The organism is Micromonospora aridisoli (assembly GCF_056150025.1).
The window spans coordinates 41,626-63,268 of record NZ_JAXCFK010000019.1 but is presented as its reverse complement, the minus strand read 5'-3'; the positions used below and the strand labels follow the sequence as shown (position 1 = coordinate 63,268).

17 protein-coding genes are annotated in these 21,643 nt (G+C 71.9%); 12 read left to right on the top strand and 5 right to left on the bottom strand.

The window, feature by feature from the left end; genetic code table 11:
• The first annotated feature begins 45 nt into the window (after nt 1-45).
• From SM447_RS27470 to SM447_RS27455, 4 genes are all read left to right on the top strand, one after another.
• Nucleotides 46-423 (top strand): ArsR/SmtB family transcription factor, encoded by a 378-nt coding sequence (locus tag SM447_RS27470; protein WP_474575773.1) that lies wholly within the window; start codon nt 46-48, stop codon nt 421-423.
• A gap of 48 nt (nt 424-471) precedes the next feature.
• Nucleotides 472-1,131 (top strand): class I SAM-dependent methyltransferase, encoded by a 660-nt coding sequence (locus SM447_RS27465; protein ID WP_474575772.1) that lies wholly within the window; start codon nt 472-474, stop codon nt 1,129-1,131.
• The gene (locus SM447_RS27460; protein WP_474575771.1) at nt 1,128-1,385 is read left to right on the top strand and encodes a glutaredoxin family protein; all 258 of its coding nucleotides are present in this window, start codon (nt 1,128-1,130) and stop codon (nt 1,383-1,385) included. Before SM447_RS27465 ends, SM447_RS27460 begins: the two co-directional genes overlap by 4 nt.
• Before the next feature lie 105 nt (nt 1,386-1,490).
• Nucleotides 1,491-1,613 carry a 50S ribosomal protein L36 gene (locus SM447_RS27455; protein ID WP_474575770.1) on the top strand — a complete coding sequence of 41 codons (123 nt, stop codon included), beginning with the start codon at nt 1,491-1,493 and terminating at the stop codon, nt 1,611-1,613.
• A 27-nt stretch (nt 1,614-1,640) separates the two neighbouring features.
• Here the strand turns inward: SM447_RS27455 and SM447_RS27450 are convergent, their stop codons facing one another.
• A complete protein-coding gene (locus tag SM447_RS27450; protein WP_474575769.1) occupies nt 1,641-2,579 on the bottom strand; it encodes a DUF817 domain-containing protein in 939 nt (312 codons plus the stop codon).
• 165 nt (nt 2,580-2,744) lie between these two features.
• Between SM447_RS27450 and SM447_RS27445 the strand changes: the two genes are divergently transcribed.
• Together SM447_RS27445 and SM447_RS27440 are read left to right on the top strand one after the other, a co-directional pair.
• The gene (locus tag SM447_RS27445) at nt 2,745-3,332 is read left to right on the top strand and encodes a low temperature requirement protein A (RefSeq protein WP_474575786.1); all 588 of its coding nucleotides are present in this window, start codon (nt 2,745-2,747) and stop codon (nt 3,330-3,332) included.
• Nucleotides 3,332-3,649, top strand: coding sequence for a hypothetical protein (locus SM447_RS27440; RefSeq protein ID WP_474575785.1), 318 nt, complete (start codon nt 3,332-3,334; stop codon nt 3,647-3,649). The genes SM447_RS27445 and SM447_RS27440 overlap by 1 nt, the downstream gene beginning before the upstream one ends.
• Nucleotides 3,650-3,691: 42 nt before the next feature.
• On the opposite strand, the gene SM447_RS27435 is transcribed toward SM447_RS27440, so the two are convergent.
• Together SM447_RS27435 and SM447_RS27430 are read right to left on the bottom strand one after the other, a co-directional pair.
• Entirely contained in the window at nt 3,692-6,475 is a 2,784-nt protein-coding gene (locus SM447_RS27435; RefSeq protein ID WP_474575768.1) for a LuxR C-terminal-related transcriptional regulator, read from the bottom strand.
• 83 nt (nt 6,476-6,558) lie between these two features.
• A complete protein-coding gene (locus SM447_RS27430) occupies nt 6,559-8,421 on the bottom strand; it encodes a hypothetical protein (protein ID WP_474575767.1) in 1,863 nt (620 codons plus the stop codon).
• Nucleotides 8,422-8,714: 293 nt separating this feature from the next.
• On the opposite strand from SM447_RS27430, the gene SM447_RS27425 reads away from it, so the two are divergent.
• The 6 genes from SM447_RS27425 (at nt 8,715) to SM447_RS27400 (ending at nt 15,522) form a co-directional block, all read left to right on the top strand.
• The gene (locus tag SM447_RS27425; RefSeq protein WP_474575766.1) at nt 8,715-9,050 is read left to right on the top strand and encodes a YciI family protein; all 336 of its coding nucleotides are present in this window, start codon (nt 8,715-8,717) and stop codon (nt 9,048-9,050) included.
• Entirely contained in the window at nt 9,047-10,357 is a 1,311-nt protein-coding gene (locus SM447_RS27420; RefSeq protein WP_474575765.1) for an RNA polymerase sigma factor, read from the top strand. Before SM447_RS27425 ends, SM447_RS27420 begins: the two co-directional genes overlap by 4 nt.
• 105 nt (nt 10,358-10,462) lie before the next feature.
• The gene (locus tag SM447_RS27415) at nt 10,463-11,035 is read left to right on the top strand and encodes a hypothetical protein (RefSeq protein WP_474575764.1); all 573 of its coding nucleotides are present in this window, start codon (nt 10,463-10,465) and stop codon (nt 11,033-11,035) included.
• A 152-nt stretch (nt 11,036-11,187) separates the two neighbouring features.
• Nucleotides 11,188-12,294: a hypothetical protein gene (locus tag SM447_RS27410; protein WP_474575763.1), complete on the top strand. Its 1,107-nt coding sequence runs from the start codon at nt 11,188-11,190 to the stop codon at nt 12,292-12,294.
• A 124-nt stretch (nt 12,295-12,418) separates the two neighbouring features.
• Nucleotides 12,419-14,077 carry an NAD(P)/FAD-dependent oxidoreductase gene (locus SM447_RS27405; RefSeq protein ID WP_474575762.1) on the top strand — a complete coding sequence of 553 codons (1,659 nt, stop codon included), beginning with the start codon at nt 12,419-12,421 and terminating at the stop codon, nt 14,075-14,077.
• Entirely contained in the window at nt 14,074-15,522 is a 1,449-nt protein-coding gene (locus SM447_RS27400) for an ATP-binding protein (RefSeq protein ID WP_474575761.1), read from the top strand. The genes SM447_RS27405 and SM447_RS27400 overlap by 4 nt, the downstream gene beginning before the upstream one ends.
• A 53-nt stretch (nt 15,523-15,575) precedes the next feature.
• On the opposite strand, the gene SM447_RS27395 is transcribed toward SM447_RS27400, so the two are convergent.
• Nucleotides 15,576-16,976: a rhodanese-like domain-containing protein gene (locus SM447_RS27395; protein ID WP_474575760.1), complete on the bottom strand. Its 1,401-nt coding sequence runs from the start codon at nt 16,974-16,976 to the stop codon at nt 15,576-15,578.
• A gap of 202 nt (nt 16,977-17,178) precedes the next feature.
• A complete protein-coding gene (locus SM447_RS27390) occupies nt 17,179-21,558 on the bottom strand; it encodes an ExeM/NucH family extracellular endonuclease (protein ID WP_474575759.1) in 4,380 nt (1,459 codons plus the stop codon).
• Nucleotides 21,559-21,643 lie beyond the last annotated feature (85 nt).

Here is a 21,643-nt window from a genome sequence, read left to right as displayed (position 1 = left end):
AAACAGAGACTTGCACGCTGCTTAGACAAATGTCAACCTAGAGTCATGTCGAAGCGGGCGGTGCCACTTTCCATCGATCTCACCGCTGCCCCGTGCTGCCCGCCCCTGGCGCAGCAGCGGGTCTCAAGTGAGACCGCCGCGGCGCTCGCGCCCGCGTTCAAGGCCCTCGGTGACCCGGTCCGGCTGCAACTGATGTCGATGATCGCCTCCGCCGAGGACGGCGAGGTGTGCGTCTGCGACCTGACCCCGGCCTTCGACCTGACCGGGCCGACGATCTCGCACCACCTGCGCACGTTGCGCGAGGCGGGTCTCGTCGACGCCGAACGGCGGGGTACCTGGGTCTACTACCGGGCCCGGCCCCAGGTCCTGCGGCAACTCGCCGCCCTGCTGGCGATCGAACCGATGCCCACAGCCGGCCGGTAGCGTCGGCGCGAGGGCCTGTCTGGTGGCCGGACGTAGAGTGGGCAGACGATGGCGGGAAAGTCGCACCCGGTGTTCGCCCGGGTCTACCAGAAGCTCAGCGTCGCGATGGACTGTGCCGGCACCGCCGAGCACCGGCGCTCGCTCGCGGCCGGCCTGCACGGCCGAGTGATCGAGATCGGGGCGGGCAACGGGCGCATGTTCCCCCACTACCCGCCCCAGGTCACCGAGGTGCTTGCGGTGGAGCCCGAGCCCCGTCTGCGCGCCGCCGCTGAGGCCGCCGCAGGCCGGGCTCCCGTGCCGATCCGCGTGGTCGACGGGCTCGCCGAGGCGCTGCCCGCCGCAGACGGAGAGTTCGACGCCGCCGTCGCGGCGCTCGTGCTGTGCAGCGTGGTCGACCAGACGAGGGCGTTGACCGAGATACGCCGCGTGCTGCGCCCCGGCGGCCAGTTGCGTTTCCTGGAGCACGTCATCGCCGAGCGACCCGGCCTGCTGCGCCGGACGCAGCGCCTCGCCGACGCCACCCTCTGGCCTCGACTCTTCGGCGGCTGTCACACCGGCCGCGACACCGTCGCGGCCATCGTCTCCGCCGGGTTCGCGGTCGAACACCTCGATCATTTCCGTTTTCCCCCGAACGGCCCGACCAGCCCGGCCGCACCGCACGTCAGGGGCACCGCCGTGCGGCCGCCCATCCGGGAGGAACCCGCGTGAACGCCGACGGACGCGGTCAGTTGGCGGTCACCGTCTACGCCCGGCCCGGCTGCCCCTACTGTTTCCTGCTGCGCCGCGGGCTGCGTCGCCGGAAGGTGACCTTCACCGAGATCGACATCTGGGCCGATCCCGAGGCCGCTGCCGCCGTACGGGCCGTCGCGGACGGCAACGAAACGGTGCCCACCGTGCACGTCGCCGGCCAGTGGCTGGTCAACCCGCGCGCCGCCCGGGTCGCCGAACTCGCCCGGCCGTGAGGGGCGCGGGTCGACCGCGCCGGGGACCGGGAATCCCACCATCGAGGTCGACGTTCTCTCCTGCGTACGGCACGAGTTCCAGCCGAGCCGAGGAGGAAAACGGACATGAAGGTACGCAGCTCCCTCCGGTCGATGAAGCGGAAGCCGGGCTCAACCGTGGTGCGCCGACGCGGCCGGGTGGTCGTGGTGAACCGGGTGAACCCGCAGTGGAAGAGCCGCCAGGGCTGAGCAGGTCGAGCGAGCCCGTGGTCGGCCTCACCGATTCGGACCGCCGGCCGGTACCGGACCGGACACCCCCTCATCGGTCCGGCTGGGCGGCTGCCGGTCGTCGGGCGGCTGCGGCGGGGAGATCCAGGTGACCAGCACCACCGAAATGATCATCAAGAGGAACCACGACGTCAGTTTCGTCAGCGACACCGGGTGCCAACCGTCCGCCTGGCTCGGGTAGAGCCAGGCGTTCGACCAGGTGGCGATGTTCTCCGCGAGCCAGATGAAGAAGGCGACGAGGAGGAAGGCCACCAGCAGCGGCATCCGCCACCGGGCCCGGAATATGCGGAAGTGCATGACGCAGCGCCCGAACACGAGCGCGACGACCGCGACGAGCAGCCACCGCACGTCCTGCACGTAGTGGTTGGCGAAGAAGTTGAGGTAGATCGCCACCGCCACCACGGCCGTCAGCCAGCGTTTCGGATACCGGGTGAAGCGCAGGTCGAACAACCGGTGCACGCGGACCAGGTACGAGCCGACAGCGGCGTACATGAACCCGCTGAACAGGGGCACCCCACCGAGCCGGAGCAGCCCGTCGGGATCGTAGGTCCACGAACCGATGTGGGTCTTGAACAGCTCCATGACCGTGCCGACGAGGTGGAACAGGATGATCACCCGCAGCTCGCGCAGGGTCTCCAGACGCCCGGCCACCATCGCGACCTGGATGGCGACGGCAGCGACGGTGAGGACATCGTTGCGGGCGAAGGCGGCGTCGTCCGGATACCACAGGTGCGCCGCGCAGATGACCGCCAGCATGGCCGCACCGAACACGCAGGCCCATGCCTGCTTGAGCCCGAAGACCAGAAACTCGGTCAGCCACCCGGCCGGCCCGCGACGCGGTAGCCGGGCCAGCCACGCCTGGAAGCGGAGATCGATCGCGCGTTCGGCCGTGGTGAGCGTGGCCCGCCCGGCGGGGAGGTGCTGCATCGGCCCGAGGTTAATGCGCCTGGCCCGGTGGGGTCTGCCCGCGGTCGGCCAACCCGGGCGGTGACGCCGCTTCGACCTCGCTGTTCGCCTCCAGAGCGGCACCTGCCGGTGGTACGACTGAGGCGGTCACCGGAAGCGGGGGGCGAGGATGTCCAGCTCTGGGTGATGTTCGGCGGGATGCTGATGGCCGCCACGGCGCCGACCGCGTACGCCGGACACGCGCTGGTGTTCGCCGGTGCGTACGTGGCGATCCATCTGGGGCGGGCCGCACTGCTGCTGCCGGCCCTGCGTGGCCACCCGGTGCAACTGCGGACGCTGCGGGTGGCGATCTGGTTCGGTGTCTCCGGGGTGTTGTGGATCGTGGGTGCGTTCGGCGGGCCGACCCAGGTGGCCCTCTGGACGGCGGCGGTGGTGCTGGACTTCTCGATTGCGCGCCTGCGTTGGCCGACGCCCGCGCTCGGTCGCACCAGTTGGGAGGACCTGCGGATCATCGGGGAACACCTGTCCGAGCGTTACCAGCAGATCTTCATCATCGCCCTCGGCGAACTGATCCTGACCGCCGGCATCACGTACAGCGAACAAGGGTTCGACCTCGGCCGCAGCCTGGCGTTCGCGCTGATGTTCGTCAACGCGGTCAGCCTCGGCCGGCTGTACCTGGTACCGGGGGGGGAATGCGGCTGGGTTCCGCGATCGAAGCTCTCGGACCACCCGGCAGCCGGCTTGGTCTGTACGCCGGCTACCTGCACCTGGTGATGGTGGCCGGCGTCGTGGCCACCGGGGTCGGCTCGCGGCTGATGATCATGGAGCCCTTCGACCATGACCCGGTCGCCATCGTGACGATGGGCGCCGGGCCGACGCTCTTCCTGGCCGGCTGGATCCTGTTGGCGCTGGCGGTGCACGGCCGGATTTCCTGGCAGCGGCTGGTCGGGCTGGTCGCGATCGTGATGGCTGCCGCCGCGGCTCGTGATCAATCGCTGCTGGTCAACTCCGCGATCATCGCCGGCCTGCTGATCCTGATCGCCCACAGCGACACGCTGACCGCCCGCGCGCGCCGACGAGGGCGACCGTGACCCGTCGCTGGTCCCGCCGGGTAGCGGCGACCGCGCGCCGATTCAGCGGTTGAGGCCGACCGGTTCGGACGAGCGGGCGCGGACGAGGGCGGCGAGTTCCGCCCGGTTGGCCACGCCCAGCAGTCGGTAGGCGTTCGCCAGGTGATATTCCACCGTGCGTACCGAGAGGGAGAGGCGCTCGGCGACCTCCCGGTTGCTCAGGTTGTCGGCCACGGCGCGGGCGACGCTCCACTGGCCGGGGGTGAGGACGCCCGCCAGCCCCACCCGCCCGGCCCGGCGTCGACCGCAGGCGGCCAGCTCCGTCTCGGTCGCGGCCACCCAGGGTGTGGCACCGAGCGACCGGAAGAGGGCGAGCGCCGTGTCCAGGTGTTCGCGGGCGAGTCCCTTGCGGCGGCGGCGGCGCAGCACGATCCCGTAGCAGAGCAGCGTCCTGGCTCGGGCGAGCACGTTCGATCCCCGGGCGTGCAGGCGCAGAGCCACCTCGAACGCCTGCCGCGCCGGGGCTTCGGCGTCGGCGGTGAGGCCCCGGCAGCGCCACGCTGCGGCCCGTACGTCCGGACCGGGGTCGGACCGGGTGCGTTGCCAGAACTCGTCCGCGGCGGCGCGGGCCTCCTCGAAGCGGCGCTGTCGCCAGAGCGCCTCCACCAGGTCGCTTCCGACGGTCGTGGTGCCACGCAGGGCGGTACCGAGGGAGCGTGCGACGCGCTCGCCCTCGGCCAGCGACGTGACGGCCTCCGTCAACCGACCCTGAAGCAGATCCTGGAGGCCGGCGGCCGACGTGGCCATCAGGGCGATGGTGGGTATCCGGGCGGCGACCCCGCGAACCAGGTCGAGCCGTCGGGTGGCCTCGGCGTACCGCCCTCGGTGCACGAGCAGAGCGGCGAAGCGCACCTGCAGGTGGGCGATCGGCACGACGAATTCGCCGCTTCCGTACAGGTCCTCGGCGATGGCGATGATGCGGGCCGCGTCGTCCCAGGCACCTCGCTCGATGTTCAGTACGCACCGCAGGGTGGTCGGCACCACGTCGAGGCCGGCGGCGCCGCCCGCTCGGCAGACCCGCTCCAAGCGTTCCACCAGCTCCTCGGCCGCAGCCACGGCGCCGGCTGCGAGGAGGGTCGCGACCGCCGGCATGAGCAGGTACGCCGAGCGGAGCAGTCGTTCGTCGTCCAGCGCCCGCCACCACGGCTCCGCGAGCGCCCGCACGCTCTGCAGGTCGGCGCGGGAGGCCCGGACGATGTCGCGCAGCAACGTCGTCTCCCAGGTCGTCCGCGCGCCGCCGGCGGCCTCGACCAGCTCCGTGAGGCGAGCGAGGCGCAGTTCGGCCTCGGTGAGACGGCCGAGGCTGTACAGGCATCCGGCCTCCGCGCCCAGCAGTTCGGCGGCGAGGACGGGATCGTTTGTCGCCAACTCGTCGACGACCTCGGCACAGGACGCCAGGCTGTCCGTCGAACCGGTGAGGAAGTCCCGGGCCAGCAGTACCCGGAGCCAGCCCGCCCGCTCGGCCGGCGTCCGCGCCTCGGTGGCCATCGCGTACGCCACGGCACCGGCGATCTCCAGGCGGCCCTGTCGCGAGGCGAGTTCCGCCGTCCGAGCGGCTCGGTCGCGTCGCGTGTCCGGTTCGGCGGAGACCGACCAGGCCGCCGCGAGCGCCTGCACCGCCTCGAAGACGGCACCGCCGTCGAGCGCGTTACCGGCGGCCACCTCCAGGGCCGTGGCGAGCGGCTCGTCGGGTGTCCCGTCCCCGGCGGCGAAGCGGTGCCAGGCGGCGCGTGCCGGGTCGCTCCCGGCGAACGTCCGGGCGAGGCCGAGGTGCGCGGTGCGCAGCTCGGATCGTGCGGCCCGGGCACCCACCGCCGCGCGCACGAGCGGATGCCGGAACCTGACCCGGTCGCCGCCGGCCAGCCGCAGCAGCCCGCCCTCCTCGGCCGGTGCCACGTCCGCCAGCCCGAGCCCGACCGAGGTCAGGGCCGTTTCGGCGAGGTTCAGCGGCAGGTCGTCGAGGCTGAGCACCAACAGGGCCAGCCGTTGACGCCGATCGAGAGCCTCCAGCCGGAGGCCGAAGTAGGCCTCCATCCGACGGCCCAGGCTCGGCAGCACCATCGTGGACGGCGGTGCCGCGGCGGCACCCTCGTGCAGCAGAGCCGCGCCGAGTTCGACCAGCGCGAGGGGCGTACCCTCACCGAGTCGGACGACCCGGTCGACGGCGGTACGGGTCAGGCCGGGGTAGAGCTCGCGGAGCAGCGCCCGCGACTCCGCCTCGGACCATTCACCGACCTGGTGCAGCCGGGTGGCGACGCCGGCCAGCCGTTCGAGCAGCGCCGCCGAGTCCGGGCCAGCGTCGGTACGCGCGGCGAGCACCGTGACGATCCGCTCGCCGTGCAGTCGGCGAAGGGCGAAGACGAGGCAGGACACGCTGGCTTCGTCGAGCCACTGCACGTCGTCGACGACGAGGGTGGCGCCGCCGGCCCGGGACAGCCCGCGCAGCAGGTCGAGCAGTGCGGTGGCGACGGCGATGGGCCGCAGGGTCGCCGACCCGCCGCGATCCATCCGCAGCGCCGCCCGCAGCGTCACCACCGCCGGACCCGACCGGTCGAGCACGGGTGCGACAAGTTCGTGCAGACCCGCGTACGCGATCCGCGCCTCCGCCTCGTGCCCGGTGGCGCGGAGCACCGGAGCGGGCAGGTCCCGCTCCGTCAGGCGGTCCAGCAGCCAGGTCTTGCCCGCGCCGACGCAGCCGTGCAGGACGACCACCGGGGACCGCTCGTCGTCTCGGGCGGGGTGGGCGAGCACCTTGGCCACGGCGTCGTACGTCTCGCGCCAGCCCACGCCCCACCTCGCTCCCTCGCAGGAACCCTCGCACGGTGCCCGTCGGGCGGCAAGGAGGCCGAAGGGAGGACGGTGGTGGGCGATCAGGACCGTCGGGTGAGCACGATCGTCGGTTTCTTGCCGTCCGGTGCGGCGAAGGAGTACGTCAGGGTGTCGCCGTCGATCACGTAGTCGGCCGTGTTTCCGAGTGCGGTCCGGAACCCGTCGACGCCGGGCAGGGGTGTGGTGCGACCGCCGAGCGTCATCGAGCCGTCCCCCTCGATGTCCGACACGGTGAACGTGAGCCCGGTGTCGGTGTAGCGTCCGGTGAACCGCGCGGTCGCCCGGCCCGTCACGTCGGCAACCCGGCAGGTGGCCTGGTAACCGGCGGAGAACCCACCCTCCGCCGTGAACGTGACCACCCAGGGCCCGTTGCAGGAGGGCATCGTGCCGTACTCCGCCGACATCGCCCGCATCACGTTCGCGACGTCGGTGACCCACTCGCCGACGAGCCCGCCCGACTCGCACAACTCCTCGACGGTGAGCAGTTCGGCCACCACGGCGACCTCACCGGCGGCGGTCGCCCCCACGGCTGCGGCACCCTCTCCCGGTCCGGCCTGGGGCACCCCCGGCCGTGCCGCCCCACCTGGGCAGGCGCATCCCCCCTCGGTTAGGCAGAACAGTGCGTCGCCACCGGGTGCCAGCTCGACCGTGCCGGCGAGCGGCATGGCGACGGCCCCCGCCGCACCGCCCTCGACGGTGACGCGTAGCACCTCGCCACCGGACGCGGCGATCCGTACCGGCAGCGCGCCGAAGGCGGGCACCCGCATGCGGGCCTCGACGGGGACGGCCGCGACGGTCAGGACCGGAGCGACGCGGGAGTCGGTGATCCCCGGACCACGGGACTCCCAGACCTCACCGAGCTCGGGTGAACGGACGAGCGAGGTCGCGACGCGGCGTACCGCCTGGACTGCGGTGCGGTCGAAGAGCGTCTCGACCGCCCGGGCGCCCCGGCGACCCAGCATGGGCAGCATCGTCCGCCACGGATCAGCCCCGGCCGCGTCGGCCACCGCGTACAGACCGATGGCGTCGTAGCTGCGCGTGGTCAGGGCCTTCGCCGGCTGCAACAGCCAGGTGTCCCAGCGCGCCGCGCTCGATCCGGAGCCGCCCACGTAGGCTTCGCCCGCCCACTCGGCCTGACCCTCGACGATCCACAGTGGTGCGCCGTCGAGGTTGCGCCGCGGCGCGGCGTCGTACTGGAAGCAGTGCCAGACCTCGTGCGCGACGGTGCTCGTGATCGAGTCGTCGTCGTCGGAGAAGAGCGTGCGCGGCAGCGCGATGCGACAGGCCTGCGCCCTGCCACCGGCGTCGACCACCGGGGTCATCAGGGCGTCGCCGCCGGTCCTCGCGTCCGCCACCGTGCGTACCCGCACCGGCAGCCGCAGCCGGTGCCCGGTCCGCCCCTCGAGGTCCGCGACGACCCCCGCCACCAGGCCGGTCAGTTCCTCGTTCGACGGCACCGTGGCGGGCGCCACCGTGGTCGACCCGCGACGTGCGGGCGCCTGACCCGGTTGGAGGACGAGTTCCTCCTCGTCGGCGGAGGGCTCGACGATCGTCCTGATCCGCTCGGCGACCGGTGGTTCGAGAGCGGGCAGTGCCTGCGCGACCGTACGCAGGGCCAGTGCCGCCAGCGGCGGCGCGGTCGATCCCGCCTCCGTCCAGGGCTCGACGCCCGGCAGCGGTTCGACGAGGCCGGCCACCATCCGCTGTGCCTGGTCGACCGGTAGCGCGCCGTCCTTGTCCAGCAGCTCACCGAGCGCCAGCAGCGCCGGATCGGGCCGCGCCTCGACCGCGTCGCCGTCGGACTGCGCCGGCTTCTTCTCGGCTCCGGTGCATCCGGAGGTCGCCACGAGCAGGACGGCGAGCAGGAGCGCGGGCAGCGGGCCTCGGCGACCGCGTCGTGACAAGGAGACCTCCGCTTGCTGTCCTGGTCCCGGGTCTGGCGGTCCGCCGCCGCCTGGGCGAGCGGGTAGCCGAGCCGGATGTGCGTCGGTAGACGGTACGGACAACGGGTCACCGGTACATCCGTGACGAGCGCCGGAGTGCAGGGTCGGTTGCCACCCGGACCGGCCGACGGCGGATGCTGGTTCCTCGGGAAACCGGGGTGACCGGAAATGTTGGTCGCGGGTTGTCCGCTCACCCGACCGCCGTTCGTCACGCAGATGAACAGTCGACACGACGAGGTAGAGGGAGACCTGACGTGAAGTACCTGATGTTGGTCTGCACCGATCCGGAGCCCGATCCGGAGCCGCGCAACCACCCCGACGTCGAGGTGTGGGTGGCGGAGAACGACGCCGCCGGCCGGCGCTTGCAGGGCGCGCAGCTGGCACCGGCCTCGGCCGCCACCACGGTCCGCGTCCGCGGCGGCCAGCTGCTGGTCTCCGACGGGCCGTTCGCCGAGGTCAAGGAGATGATCGTCGGCTTCGACCTGCTGGAGTGCGCCGACCTGGACGAGGCGATCGAGGTCGCCCGGGCCCATCCGATGGCCTGGGCGGGTCGCATCGAGCTTCGCCCGTTCGCCGACTTCGAGCAGTGACTGAGCACGCCGCCGTGGATGCGGCACCGCCGGCACCGGCCGGAACCGACGGCACGGCGGCGGGTCGGGAGGCCGGCAACGGGGGTACGGCGGCGGGTCGGGCCGCGGCGGCGGAGGCCGTCGCGGCCACGGCCGTTGAGGCGTACCCGCAGATCGTGGCGGCCCTGATCCGGATCACCGGCGACTGGACGCTGGCCGAGGACTGCACGCAGGAGGCGCTGGCCCGGGCGTTGGCCCGCTGGCCGGTCGACGGGGTACCGGCCAATCCGGCGGGCTGGCTCATGACTGTCGCTCGTAACCAACTTCTCGACGTGCTGCGGCGGGCGTCGGTCGAGCGGCGAAAGCTGCGTGACGTGGCGGTGCTGGCGCTGACCGCCGCGACCGAGGAACCGGTACCCGACGAGGAGGTGGTGGACGACCGGCTACGGCTGATCTTCACGTGCTGCCATCCGGCCCTCGCGCCGCAGGCGCGGGTCGCGCTGACCCTACGGACCATCTGCGCGGTGCCGACCGCCGACATCGCCCGGGCCTTCCTGGTCAGCGAGTCGACCATGACCCGACGGCTCACCCGGGCCAAGGCGAGGATCGTCGACGCGGGCATCCCGTACCGGGTACCGCGTGGTCACGCCCTGACCGAGCGGCTGCCCGGGGTGCTGGGTGTGCTCTACCTGCTGTTCACCCAGGGGTATGACGCGGACGGCGAACCGGCCTTCGCCGCCGAGGCGATCCGGTTGGCCCGGTTGCTGGTCCGGCTCATGCCGGAGCAGCAGGAGGCGGTGGCGTTGCTGGCGCTGTTCCGGTTGCAGCACTCCCGCCGTACCGCCCGGCGGGACACCGACGGCAACCTGATCCCGCTCGACCGGCAGGACCGGTCCCGCTGGGACCACGCGGCGATCGCCGAGGGTGTCCGCCTGCTCGCCGGGTTGACGCAGCCCGGCCCGTACGCGTGGCAGGCCCGGATCGCCGCCTGCCACGCCACCGCGCCCAGCGCCGAGGCGACCGACTGGCGGCGGATCGCCGACTGTTACGACCAGCTGTTTCTGCTCCAGCCGACACCGGTGGTCGCCCTGAACCGCGCGGTGGCACACGGGTACGCGTACGGTCCCGCGGTGGGGTTGGCCCTGCTCGCCGAGGCGCGGGCCGGTGGCGGGCTCGACGGGTATCCGCTGACCCTCGCGGTGGAGGCGGATCTCACCGCCCGGCAGGGTGATCGTGATCGGGCGGCGGCGTTGTTCCGCGAGGCGGCGGAACGGGTGCACGGCGACGCCGAGCGACGGGCGCTGCTCGACCGGGCCCGATCCGGGTGATCGGTTCAGGTTCGAACCGGCGGCCCCGAGGCGCGAAGCCGCATGTCCCGGTCGAGCCGGGCGGCGGCGACGACGGGATCGGTCGATACTGCGAGGGTGACGAGGATGACCTGTGTGGTGGCGGTCGTGGTGCTCGCGTCGGCGGCGGCCTGCGACAGCGGACCGCCGCAGGTCACCCCGGCGGTGTCGACACCCGCGTCCACGACCTCGCCGGGGGAGTTCTCGGCGCCACCGCTCGCGCTGCCCACCGCGGGGCCCGGCGACGCCTGCCCGGTCACCGAGCCCCGGCCCTGGTCCGACAGCGACCAGGCGCACCGGGTGCTCGGCCCCGGCCCGCTGTATCCGGTGGCCGACTATTTCCCGGGCGGCGTCCTGCAACTGCGCGACGAGGACCGGGAGCAGAACGGCACGTACACGAAGAAGGTCCGGTGGATCGGTTCCGGCTACACCGGGCCGGTGCTGGTACGGGCGGCGCGGATCGACGCGCCGGGCGATGCGACGGTGACGTTCTCCTACCTCGGTGAGTCGCGCGACGACGGGCACCACGCCGTGCTGAGCCACCCGGACAGCGACCTGCCGGCCACCACGACGGTCAGCGGCCCGGGTTGCTACGCGTACCAGGTCGACGGGGTGTCGTTCAGCGTGACGGTCGTCTTCCGCGCCGTCCCGGCATCCTGAGCGCAGCTACCAGTCCGGTCGGCTTCCGTCGTGTATGGACGTCCTCACGGATGGCGGAAAAACCGTAGGCGGTGATTGGCCGTGCGGGGGAGGGCTTCCAACGCGCCGTGGCGCAGAGTGACGGTACGGATCCGCTACGGAAGGGGAAGCGTGTGCGGTTCGTTCGGCTGAGCTTGGCGGGAGTCCTCGTCGGTGCGCTGGTCGCGCCGGGGGTGGCCGTCGCGGCGACTCCGTCACCGGCCGGTGTGCCGGTCACGGTCGCCTGGCGGGATCTTGGCACGCTGGGCGGTGCGTGGAGCACGCCCACCGATGTGAACGACGCCGGCCAGGTGGTCGGCTACAGCGAGACCGCCGACGGGGGTAACCGGGCCTTCCTGTGGCATCGGGGCGTCCTCACCGACCTGGGGACCCTGGGCGGCAGAAGTGCGGCGTTCGCGGTCAACAGCCACGGGGAGGTGGTCGGCAGCAGTGACGGCCGTCCGGTCCGGTGGCGTGACGGCGTACCGACCGAACTGGTCGCGGTGCGCGGCCAGGCTGGGGCGGGGGACATCAACGACCGGGGCGAGGTGATCGGCACCCGGGACACCCCGACCAGCGGCATGTACGGCCAAGGGTTCCTCTGGCGCCACGGGCGCAGCGTGGACCTGCCCGGACTCGGCGGCGACACCTACCCAGTGAAGATCAACAATCGGGGTGAGGTGGCCGGTTTCGCCACCACCGCCACCAGCAGTGAGGCGGTCCTCTGGCGAGCCGGTCGGCTGATCCGCCTGACCCCGCCGACCATGCAGGCCAGCATGGCTCACCACGTCGACGACCGGGGCCAGGTGCTCGGCTCGATGAAGATCGACAGCGGCGCCTGGCACGGGTTCATCTGGCGGGACGGAGTCCTCACCGACCTGGGCGAAATCACGCTGGTGGGCGTCAACCTCCGCGGTGAGGTGGTCGGCAACCCGACCGCGGGTCCACATCCGCTGCGTTGGTACCGGGGCACGTTCAGCGAGGTGCATTTCGGCGGCCAGAGCGGTACGGCGATAGCCATCAACAACAGCGGTGGCATCGCCGGTCAGGTCTACGCTCCAGGCCAGGATGTCCGCGGCGTGGTCTGGACCCGGGATCGACTCATCGATCTCGGTCCGCTGCGGTACGGGATCTCCACCGGCAACATCCAGTTCATGAACGATCGCGGACTCGTCGTCGGCGTGCTCAACCACACCGGCGAGGGATACCGCGCCGTGGTCTGGGACACCGCCCGCCGTTAGGGCCGGTGTCGAAGTCTACCGGCCCGGCCCTGCCGCCCACCTCCGCTCGGAGGTCGACCGGCGGGCCACCGGGGCCGTTGTCTTCGGCAACAGCGGTGGAACCCGGACGTGGTTTCATGGGCCCATGGCGAACCCCGTGATCCTTTCCGTCGACGACGACCCGGCGGTCTCCCGGGCGGTCGCACGGGACATCCGGCGCCGATACGGCGACCGGTACCGGGTGGTTCGTGCTGCTTCCGGGCCCGAGGCGTTGGAGGCGCTGCGCGAGGTGAAACTACGCGGCGAGCAGGTGGCGCTGCTGCTGGCCGACTACCGGATGCCGGAGATGACCGGCATCGAGTTCCTGGAAGCCGCGATGGACCTGTTTCCGGCCGCGCGCCGGGTGCTGCTGACCGCGTACGCGGACACCGGTGCGGCGATCGACGCGATCAACCTGGTCGACCTCGATCATTACCTGCTCAAACCCTGGCATCCGCCGGAAGAGAAGCTCTACCCGGTGGTCGACTCGCTGCTGGAGGCGTGGGCGGCCAGCCCGGCCGCCGGGGCGAACGAGATCCGGGTGGTCGGGCACCGCTGGTCCGCCGAGTCCTTCGCGGTCCGTGACTTCCTCGCCCGCAACCTGGTCCCGTACCGGTGGTTCCTGACCGACGACCCCGAGGGCGGCCGGCTGCTCGCGGCGGCCGGGGTCACCCCGGCCGACGTCCCGCTGGTGGTCACCGCCGACGGCAAGGCGCTGGTGGCGCCCTCGGAGGCGGAGCTGGCCGGCCTCGTGGGTCTTGACGTCAGTCCGGCGGCGGATTTCTACGACCTGGTGGTGGTCGGCGGTGGGCCGGCCGGGCTGGGTGCCGCCGTGTACGGGGCGTCCGAAGGACTGCGCACCGTGCTGGTGGAGCGGCTGGCCACCGGTGGGCAGGCGGGGCAGAGCAGCCGGATCGAGAACTATCTCGGCTTTCCCGACGGGGTCTCCGGAGCACAGCTCACCGACCGGGCCCGCCGGCAGGCGTTGAAGTTCGGCGCGGAACTGCTCAGCGCGCGGGAGGTGGTGGGCCTGGAGGAGGCCGGGTCGGCGCGGCTGCTGCGGTTCAGCGACGGCCAGACGCTCGCCGCCCACTCGGTGGTGCTGGCGACCGGTGTGTCGTACCGGATGCTCGGCGCGCCGGGTCTGGCCGAGTTCACCGGCCGGGGCGTCTTCTACGGTTCGGCGGCCAGCGAGGCGCCGAGTTGCGTGGGTGAGGACGTCTACATCGTGGGCGGGGCCAACTCGGCAGGTCAGGCAGCGGTGTACTTCTCCCGCTACGCGGAGCGGGTGCACCTGCTGATCCGGGGCGCGGACCTGACCGCGTCGATGTCCCGGTACCTCATCGACCAACTGGGCCGCATCGCCCAGGTGACCGTGCACCCGCACACCGAGGTGGTGGGGGCAGCCGGCGGCGAGCATCTGCAACGACTGACGCTGCGGGACACCCGGACCGGCGATCAGCGGGACGTCGAGACCTCCTGGCTGTTCGTCTTCATCGGGGCCGAGCCGCGCACCGGGTGGCTGGACGGCACGCTGGTGCGGGACGAGCGGGGCTTCGTGGTCACCGGGCCGGATCTGGTCGCCGGAGGAGGCCGGCCGCCGGGCTGGTCGCTGCCGCGCGATCCGTACCATCTCGAATCGAGCGTGCCCGGCGTGTTCGCCGCCGGTGACGTCCGTGCGGCGTCGGTGAAGCGGGTGGCCTCCGCCGTCGGCGAGGGCGCGATGGCCGTGTCGCTGGTGCACCGCTACCTGGAGGCACAGTGACCAGCGGGGATCCCGACACCGGACCGCGTCGGTTGACCGCCGACGACCTGCGGACGCTGTTCCTGTTCGAGTCGCTCGACGACGGGCAGCTGAGCTGGCTGGCCGACCAGGGCCGGGTCGAGCGGCGGGACACCGGGGCCCTGGTCTACGCCGAGGGCGATCCGGCGGAGTGCTTCTTCGTCCTGCTCGACGGCACGGTACGGCTCTGCCGCACGGTGCACGGCGACCAGGTGGAGATCAGCCGCACCGCGCAGCGCGGCGTGTACGGCGGTGCCACCCAGGCGTACCTGGGTGAGGACCGGCAGTACCGCAACAGCATGTGGGCGCTCACCGACGCGGAGTTCTTCGTGCTGCCGGCGGAGCAGTTCGGCCACGCGGTGCGTACCTGGTTCCCGATGGCCATGCACCTGCTGGAGGGCATGTTCATCGGCATGCGGGACACCCAGACGCTGGTCGGCGAGCGGGAGCGGCTGCTGGCCCTGGGCTCCCTGTCGGCCGGCCTGACCCACGAGCTGAACAATCCGGCGAGCGCGGCGGTCCGGGCCACCGACAGCCTGCGGGAACGGATCGCTGGGATGCGGCACAAGCTTGCCATGATCGCCGACGGCCGGATCGACGGCCGGCGGCTGCACTCCCTGGTGGGCCTCCAGGAGGAGGCGGTCGACCGGGTGGCCAAGGCGCCGACGCTGTCACCGCTGGCGACCAGCGACGCCGAGGACGAGCTGACCGACTGGCTGGACGATCAGGGCCTGACCGGCGGCTGGGAGCTGGCACCAACGCTGATCAGCGGCGGGCTGGACGTCGACTGGCTGGAGCGGGTACGCGTGGCGGTCGGCGCCGAGGATCTGGAACCGGCGGTGCGCTGGCTCACCTACACCGTCGAGACCGAACTGCTGATGCGCGAGATCGCGGACGCGGCGGTTCGGATCTCCACCCTGGTCGGCGCCGCCAAGCAGTACTCCCAGCTCGACCGGGCGCCGTACCAGGTGGTGGACGTGCACGAACTGCTCGACGCCACGCTGGTCATGTTCAAGGGAAAGCTGGCCACCGGGGTCCGGCTGGTCCGGGAGTACGACCGGAGTCTGCCGCCCGTGCCGGCGTACGCCGCCGAGCTGAACCAGGTGTGGAGCAACCTGATCGACAACTCGCTCGGTGCGATGGGCGGCGACGGTGTGCTGACCGTCCGCACCATGCGCCAGGACGACCGGTTGATCGTCGAGATCGCCGACACCGGCCCGGGCATCCCGGAACAGATCCGTCCCCGCATCTTCGAGCCGTTCTTCACCACCAAACCGGTCGGTGAGGGCACCGGTCTCGGCCTGGACATCTCCTACCGGATCGTGGTCAACAAGCATCACGGCGACATCCGGGTGACGAGCGTGCCCGGCAGCACGGTGTTCCGCGTCCTGCTGCCGATCAGTCCGCCGGAGCCGCCGGCCGGTTGACCCGGCTCCGGGCGGCTCGCGATCACCAACGCCGTCGGGCGGCGACGGTGCGGTCAGGTGTCGCGGGCCAGCCGCACGCCGGCCTGCTCGGCATGGTCGAAGAGATCGTTGACGAGCACCGTTTCGCGGCCGGCGTTGGCCAGCAGGGAGGCGGCCAGGGCGGCCCGGTAACCGGACCCGCAGTGCACCCAGACCGTCCCGGCCGGGATGTCGGTCAGCCGGCGGGGCAGCTCGGGGAGCGGCACGTGCACGGCACCCTCGACGTGGCCGTCCCGCCACTCGTTGCCCAGCCGGACATCGAGCACGACCTGCGGGGCGGGCAGACCGGCCGGGGGGTTCCCGGCCTGTGAGGCGGCCAGCGCCGGGAAGTCGGCGACGAGCAGTTCCCGCAGCTCGGTGGGGTCGTCCACCCACTGCTGCGGAGCACCGGTGGCCTGGGCCGCGGGTCGGTCGATGCCGATGCGGACCAGCTCGCGCTGGGCGTCGGCGACCTGCTCGGGCGTCTCGGCCAGCAACGTGACCGGGGTGCCCCGGTCGATCAGCCAGCCGAGCCAGGTCGACATCGGCCCGTCGAGGCCGAGGCTCACGGTGCCGGCCAGGTGCGCGACGGCGTACGCCTTGCGGTGTCGCAGGTCGACCACCCACTCGCCGGCGGCGGTCCGATCCCGCAGCTGCGCGGCGTCCGCGCGGGCCACCGGGGTGAGGTCCACCGGCGCTGGCCCGGCGATGTTGACCACCCCCATGTGCGCGTAGTACGCCGGGTAGGCGTCCAGACCGGCCAGGGTTTCGGTGACGAATTCCGTCGCGGCCAGCCGGAACACCGGGTTGACCTGCTTCTCCCGGTGGATGGTCGAGTCCGGGGCGTCGGCCTGACTGGCCGAGCAGAAGCTGCCGAAGCCGTGGGTGGGCCACACCTGTGCTCCGTCGGGCAGCAGGTCGGCGAGCCGCTTCGCCGAGGCGTACTGGCGGTGGGCCAGCTCGTGCGCGTGTTCCGCACCGAGGAGATCGGTGCGGCCGGTGGTGCCGAACAGCAGCGACCCGCCGGTGAAGACGCCAACTGGGCGCCAGCCGCCCTCGACGGCCTCGTCGACCACGTATGAGAGGTGGTGGAAGGTGTGGCCCGGGGTGGCCACGGCCCGCATCCGCAGCGTCTCCGACACCTCGACGACGTCGCCGTCGACCACCGGAACCCGGTCGAACCCGACCTCGTCGTCGGCGGCCACCAGGTAGTGCGCGCCGGTCACCCGGGCCAGTGCCAGCCCACCGGAGACGTAGTCGTTGTGGACGTGCGTCTCGACCACGTGGGTGATCCGCACGCCGGCCGCACCGGCGAGGTACAGCACCCGGTCGATGTCGCGCTGTGGGTCCACCACGACCGCGACCCGGCCGTCACTGGCCAGGTAGCTGCGGTCGCCGAGGGACGAGGTCGTGATGACCGACACCTGCACCGTCATGCGCAGCTCCTCAACGCCCTGCGGGTTCCGTCTGCCTTCTGCATACCCGGCCGGGGTGCGGAGATGCGGTCCCGATCGGGTAGCTGCATCGACTATACCCAGGGGGGTATGCGACGGACGGTCGGGTGGGACGACCGGGTCGACCGGTGGCCGGTCCGCGGCCGGACTGTTCCGACCGCGGACCAGCGGTTTCACCTACCGGTCACAGGCGCGCGCACTGGCCCGACGCCGGGCCCCGCACCGTGTTCGCCCGGCCCTCGTTCACCGGAGCCGGGGTGTTGCCCGAGCAGGCCAGCGGGCCGCTGATGGTGTTCGCGGCGACGACCACCGGCTGGCTGCCGGAGTTGCCGGTCACGCTCACCGGGCCGCTGACGGCGGCCTCGTCGACCCGTACGCCACCGAGGTTGGCCACCAGCGACAGCGGCCCGTTGATCCGAGCCTTGCTGATCTTCAGGTCGCCGGTGGTGCCGGCCACCGTGACCGGGCCGGAGACCGTGACGCCGGAGAGCTCGAACAGCACCGGCCGGGTGGCGGACACCGGGCCGTTGATGGTGCCGCCGGAGACCCGCAGCGAGGCTCCCGCGGCGATCGACACCGGGCCGGCGATGGTGGCGTTCTCCACGCAGGTCAGGCCGGTGGTCACGATCAGCGGCCGGTTGTACTTGCCGGTGATCGTGGTGGTGCACTCCGGCCCGCCCTGGCCGATCGACGAGCGGGGCTCGGTGTCGGCGGTCACCGGCGAATTCGCGGCGAAGTAGCTCACCAGCATGGTGAGGTCGTTGTCGCCGGTGGTCACCGGGTTGGTGCCGCCGCCGAGGGTGGTGAAGTTGTCCCCGCCGGAGGCGAGGAACGAGTTCACCGTCACCCGGTAGCTGCCCGCCGGGTCGATCGGCGTGCCGTTCAACCGCATTGAGGTGATCCGCGAGCCCTGCGCGGCCTGCGGGTCGTACGTGTAGCTGAAGCCCTTCGACACGCCCAGCCAGAGCACCGGACGGGACGCGCCCGCCGGCTGCCACTGCTGCTCCAGCACCTGCTTGATCTCGGCGCCGGTGTAGGTCTTGGTGACCACGTCGTTGGCGAACGGCTGCACGGCGAAGGCGTCGGCGTAGGTCACCGTGCCGTCGGTCCGGTACAGCAGGTCGGCTCGCAGACCGCCCGGGTTCATGAACGCGATCTGCGCCCCGCCCCGACCGGCATCGCTGGTGCCGGCGAGCTGCACGTCGGCGATGAAGTTGCCCAGCGCCGACTCCTTGCCCCGGTCCTCGTTGCCGTCGGTGTAGGCCCGCCGGATGTCGGCGGTGATCTCACCGAGCTTCCGCTGACCCAACTCCTGGGCCCGCACCTTGGCCGCAGCGACGATCTCGGCCACCGCCGGGTCCTGCGGCGCACCGACGACGTCCACCAGGGACGCGTCAGCGGAGGTCACGGTGTCGGCCTCCGGGTCGAAGGTCAGCGTCACCTTGCCCAGGCGCTTGCCGTAGTCCTCGGCCTGGACGATCGGCCGCAGCTTGTCGGTGCCGGGGACCGGCACCTCGAAGGCGTACGGCTGGTGGGTGTGACCGCTGAAGATCACGTCGATGGTGGCGTCGGCCCGGGTGAACTTGCCGAAGACCGGGTCGCTCGCCAGCGCCTCGGGGGAATCGATGTTCTCCGTCGCGGCTCCCTCGTGGGTGAGCAGCACCACCACGTCGGCCTCGCCGTTGGCCGGGTCGCCGTCCTTGAGCTGACCGGCGACGGCGTTGGCCTCGGCGACCGGCTCACGGAAGGTGATGCCGGCGATGCCGCCCGGAGAGACCAGCGAACCGGTCTGCTCGGTGACCACGCCGATGAAGCCGACCTGCACGCCTCCGATGTTGTGCACCGAGTACGCCGGCAGGGCCCGCTCGTCCCCCCGGTACACGTTGGCACCCAGGTGCGGGAAGTCGGCCCGGGGGATCACCCGGTCGGTGAGGTCCGCCATGCCCTTGTCGAACTCGTGGTTGCCCACCGCCGAGACGAGCAGGCCCATCTGGTTCAGCGCGTCGATCGTCGGGTTGTCGTCGTCGATCGCCGAGATGAAGGTGGAGGCGCCGATGTTGTCACCGGCGGAGACGAACGCGGTGTTCGGGTTCTCCGCCCGCAACTGGTTCACCAGGCCGGCGACCTGAGCGGCGCCGCCGACCGGCTGGCCGCCCACGGTGGCCGGGGACTCCAGCCGGCCGTGGAAGTCGTTGATGCTCAGCAGTTGCAGGTCCACCGGGCCGGTGCCGGCCCCGGTGTCGATGCCCACCACCACCGGGTTGTGGTCGCTGGCGCGGTACGGGTCCGGCGCGTAGAAGGCGGCCAGCCCGTCGTACTGGAAGGCGTACGACTCGACCGCGTTGATCTGCCAGACGTCGACCCCGGTGACCCGCGACGCCAGCGACGGCGAGGCGAGCGCGTGGTCGAGTGAGCCGGACTCACCGTTGAAGACGTAGCTGGCCTTCCCGGTGTCGTTGAGGTTGCGGTACTCCTTGCCGTAGAGGACCTGCATCGGGTCCTCCTGGGTGTACGAGTTGAAGTCACCCAGCAGGATCACGTCGGAGGTGCCGCTGTCGGCCTTCACCTGGTCGACGAAGGCGGCCAGCGCGGTCGCCTGCCGGACCCGGTCGCCGTTCCAGCCGCCCTGACCGTCCCCGGAGTCGGCGTTGTCGCCGCTGCCCGCCCCGCTCTTGGACTTGAAGTGGTTGGTCACCACCACGAAGTCGATCGAGCCGGCGGTGAAGGTCTGCGCGATCGGCTCGCGGGCGTTGAACCAGACGCTCTCGTCGTTCACCGACCGCGACGCGCCCTTCGGCTGCGCCTTGGCCGGCTTGAAGATGATCGCCCCGGTGATGACGTCCTGCTGGGTCGGGGCGGGCAGCTCGGCCGGGTTGCGCACGTAGTCCCAGGTGCCCGCGCCGTCCTTGGTGTTCAGGGCGGCGACCAGGCGCTTGAGCGCCTGGTGCGGGTCCGCCGTGTTGAACCGGACCGAGTTCTCGATCTCCTGAAGCGCGACCACGTCGGCGTCGAGCGCGCTGATCGCCGAGACGATCTTCGCCTCCTGCTTCGCCAGCGCTGCCTCGTCCGCGGCACCCCGGGCGTCGCCACCGAAGTGGACGAAGTAGTTCAGCACGTTGAAGCTGGCCACCCGCAGGTCGCCGCCGACGTCAACGGGGCCGGCGGTACGCGGGTTGGTGGCCTTGAAGGTGGTCCGGGCGGCCGACGAGGTGTCCGCGTCGACCGGGCGGGTCGGCTGGAGACGCCACTCGTTGAAGCCGTACGACAGCACCGACGGGCCGAACGCCTCCACCGAGTCACCGACCCGCAGTGGGCTGCTCGGCGAGACGTACGGCGGCAGCAGACCGGCGGTGGCCAGGTTCGTCGTCCTGCCGTCGTCCACCAGCAGGCGGCGCAGCTTGTTCTCGACGGCCAGGGCCTGGGCGGTGTCGGAGCCGGGGCGGGCCACGTCCGTCGGAGTACGCGCCGGCTTGTCACCGGCGGCGAGCGCCACCTCGCCGTACCGGTTGGTGTTGTACACCTCCGAGACGGTGTAGGCACCGACCGGCGCCACCAGCATCGACTCGACCGACTCGCGGGCGGCCTCGTCGAGCGGGAACTCGACCGGAACCGGGGCGGGCAGCGGTGCGCCCTGCTCGCAGACCTGGACGTCGGTCCGGGCCGCGATGGTGAGCTGGGTGAGGCCGTTGAACTCGCTCGCCGTGCCGCTCACCCGGACCCGGTCGCCGATCGCGACCGACGGGTGGTTCGCGGTGTTGGTGGTGAGGTAGACGAAGATGCCGTCGGAGGCGGTGCCGGCGGCGACGGGGCGCTCCCCACCGCTGCCCGCAGTCTGCACGTACACCCCGTTGTAGCCGCCGCTGCGGTGGTCGGCGGTGACGATGCCCTCGACGGTCACCCGGGTGCCGGCGACCGGCGTGGCGGCACCGGTGCCCTGCACCTGGGCGATGCTGTGGTCGACGGTGACGGTGCAGCCGGTCGGGTCGGGATCGGGATCCGGATCAGGGTCCGACGCGGCGTTGCGCACCCCGAAGGTGTGCGGGGCCGGGGCCTGCCAGCTGCCGTCGATCTTCTGGAGCGAGTGACCCACCGGGGTCGAGGTGGTCTCCTGCACGCCGATGTCGACGCCGGTCCGTCCGTTGGCGGGACCGCCGACGGCGGTGAAGGTGCCCTCGTAGGTCAGGAACTCGGCGACGTCACCGCCGGGGGCGACGAGCGCGACGCCGTCGGGGGACCCGTTCTGGATGCCGTCCGTCGGGTACGTCTCGACGACCACGCCCGCGGCCGGCACCACACCGCTCAACGTCCGGGTGCCGTACGCGGCGCCGTTGGCGCCGTTGTAGAGGACGATCTGCCAGCCGGTCAGGTCGAAGCCGACCGGCGCCTCGATCTCGATCGCCTCGCCGGTGTCCGTGCCGACGTTGTCGTAGTGGATCTCACTGATGAACGGCGTCGTGGACACCGGATCCGCGTAGGCGGTGGTGCCACTGGACAGGATGAGCGCGGTGGCGGTGGCCAGTACGCCCGGAATTGTGAGTAGTCGTGTACTTCTGCTGCGCTGCATGTAAGCGGCCTCCGAGGGAGTAGACCGTCGGAGGATAAGGCGCGCCGGTGTCCAGGCGGGAGCCACCGGGTGTACCAATGCGGCA

What these genes read in the sequence shown, in the direction of transcription:
- SM447_RS27405 (WP_474575762.1), top strand. Translation starts at nt 12,419, where the DNA reads ATGGCGAACCCCGTGATCCTTTCCGTCGACGACGACCCGGCGGTCTCC.
- SM447_RS27390 (WP_474575759.1), bottom strand. Translation starts at nt 21,558, where the DNA reads ATGCAGCGCAGCAGAAGTACACGACTACTCACAATTCCGGGCGTACTG.
- SM447_RS27440 (WP_474575785.1), top strand. Translation starts at nt 3,332, where the DNA reads ATGGTGGCCGGCGTCGTGGCCACCGGGGTCGGCTCGCGGCTGATGATC.
- SM447_RS27445 (WP_474575786.1), top strand. Translation starts at nt 2,745, where the DNA reads ATGTTCGGCGGGATGCTGATGGCCGCCACGGCGCCGACCGCGTACGCC.
- SM447_RS27395 (WP_474575760.1), bottom strand. Translation starts at nt 16,976, where the DNA reads ATGACGGTGCAGGTGTCGGTCATCACGACCTCGTCCCTCGGCGACCGC.
- SM447_RS27455 (WP_474575770.1), top strand. Translation starts at nt 1,491, where the DNA reads ATGAAGGTACGCAGCTCCCTCCGGTCGATGAAGCGGAAGCCGGGCTCA.
- SM447_RS27470 (WP_474575773.1), top strand. Translation starts at nt 46, where the DNA reads ATGTCGAAGCGGGCGGTGCCACTTTCCATCGATCTCACCGCTGCCCCG.
- SM447_RS27415 (WP_474575764.1), top strand. Translation starts at nt 10,463, where the DNA reads ATGACCTGTGTGGTGGCGGTCGTGGTGCTCGCGTCGGCGGCGGCCTGC.
- SM447_RS27465 (WP_474575772.1), top strand. Translation starts at nt 472, where the DNA reads ATGGCGGGAAAGTCGCACCCGGTGTTCGCCCGGGTCTACCAGAAGCTC.
- SM447_RS27450 (WP_474575769.1), bottom strand. Translation starts at nt 2,579, where the DNA reads ATGCAGCACCTCCCCGCCGGGCGGGCCACGCTCACCACGGCCGAACGC.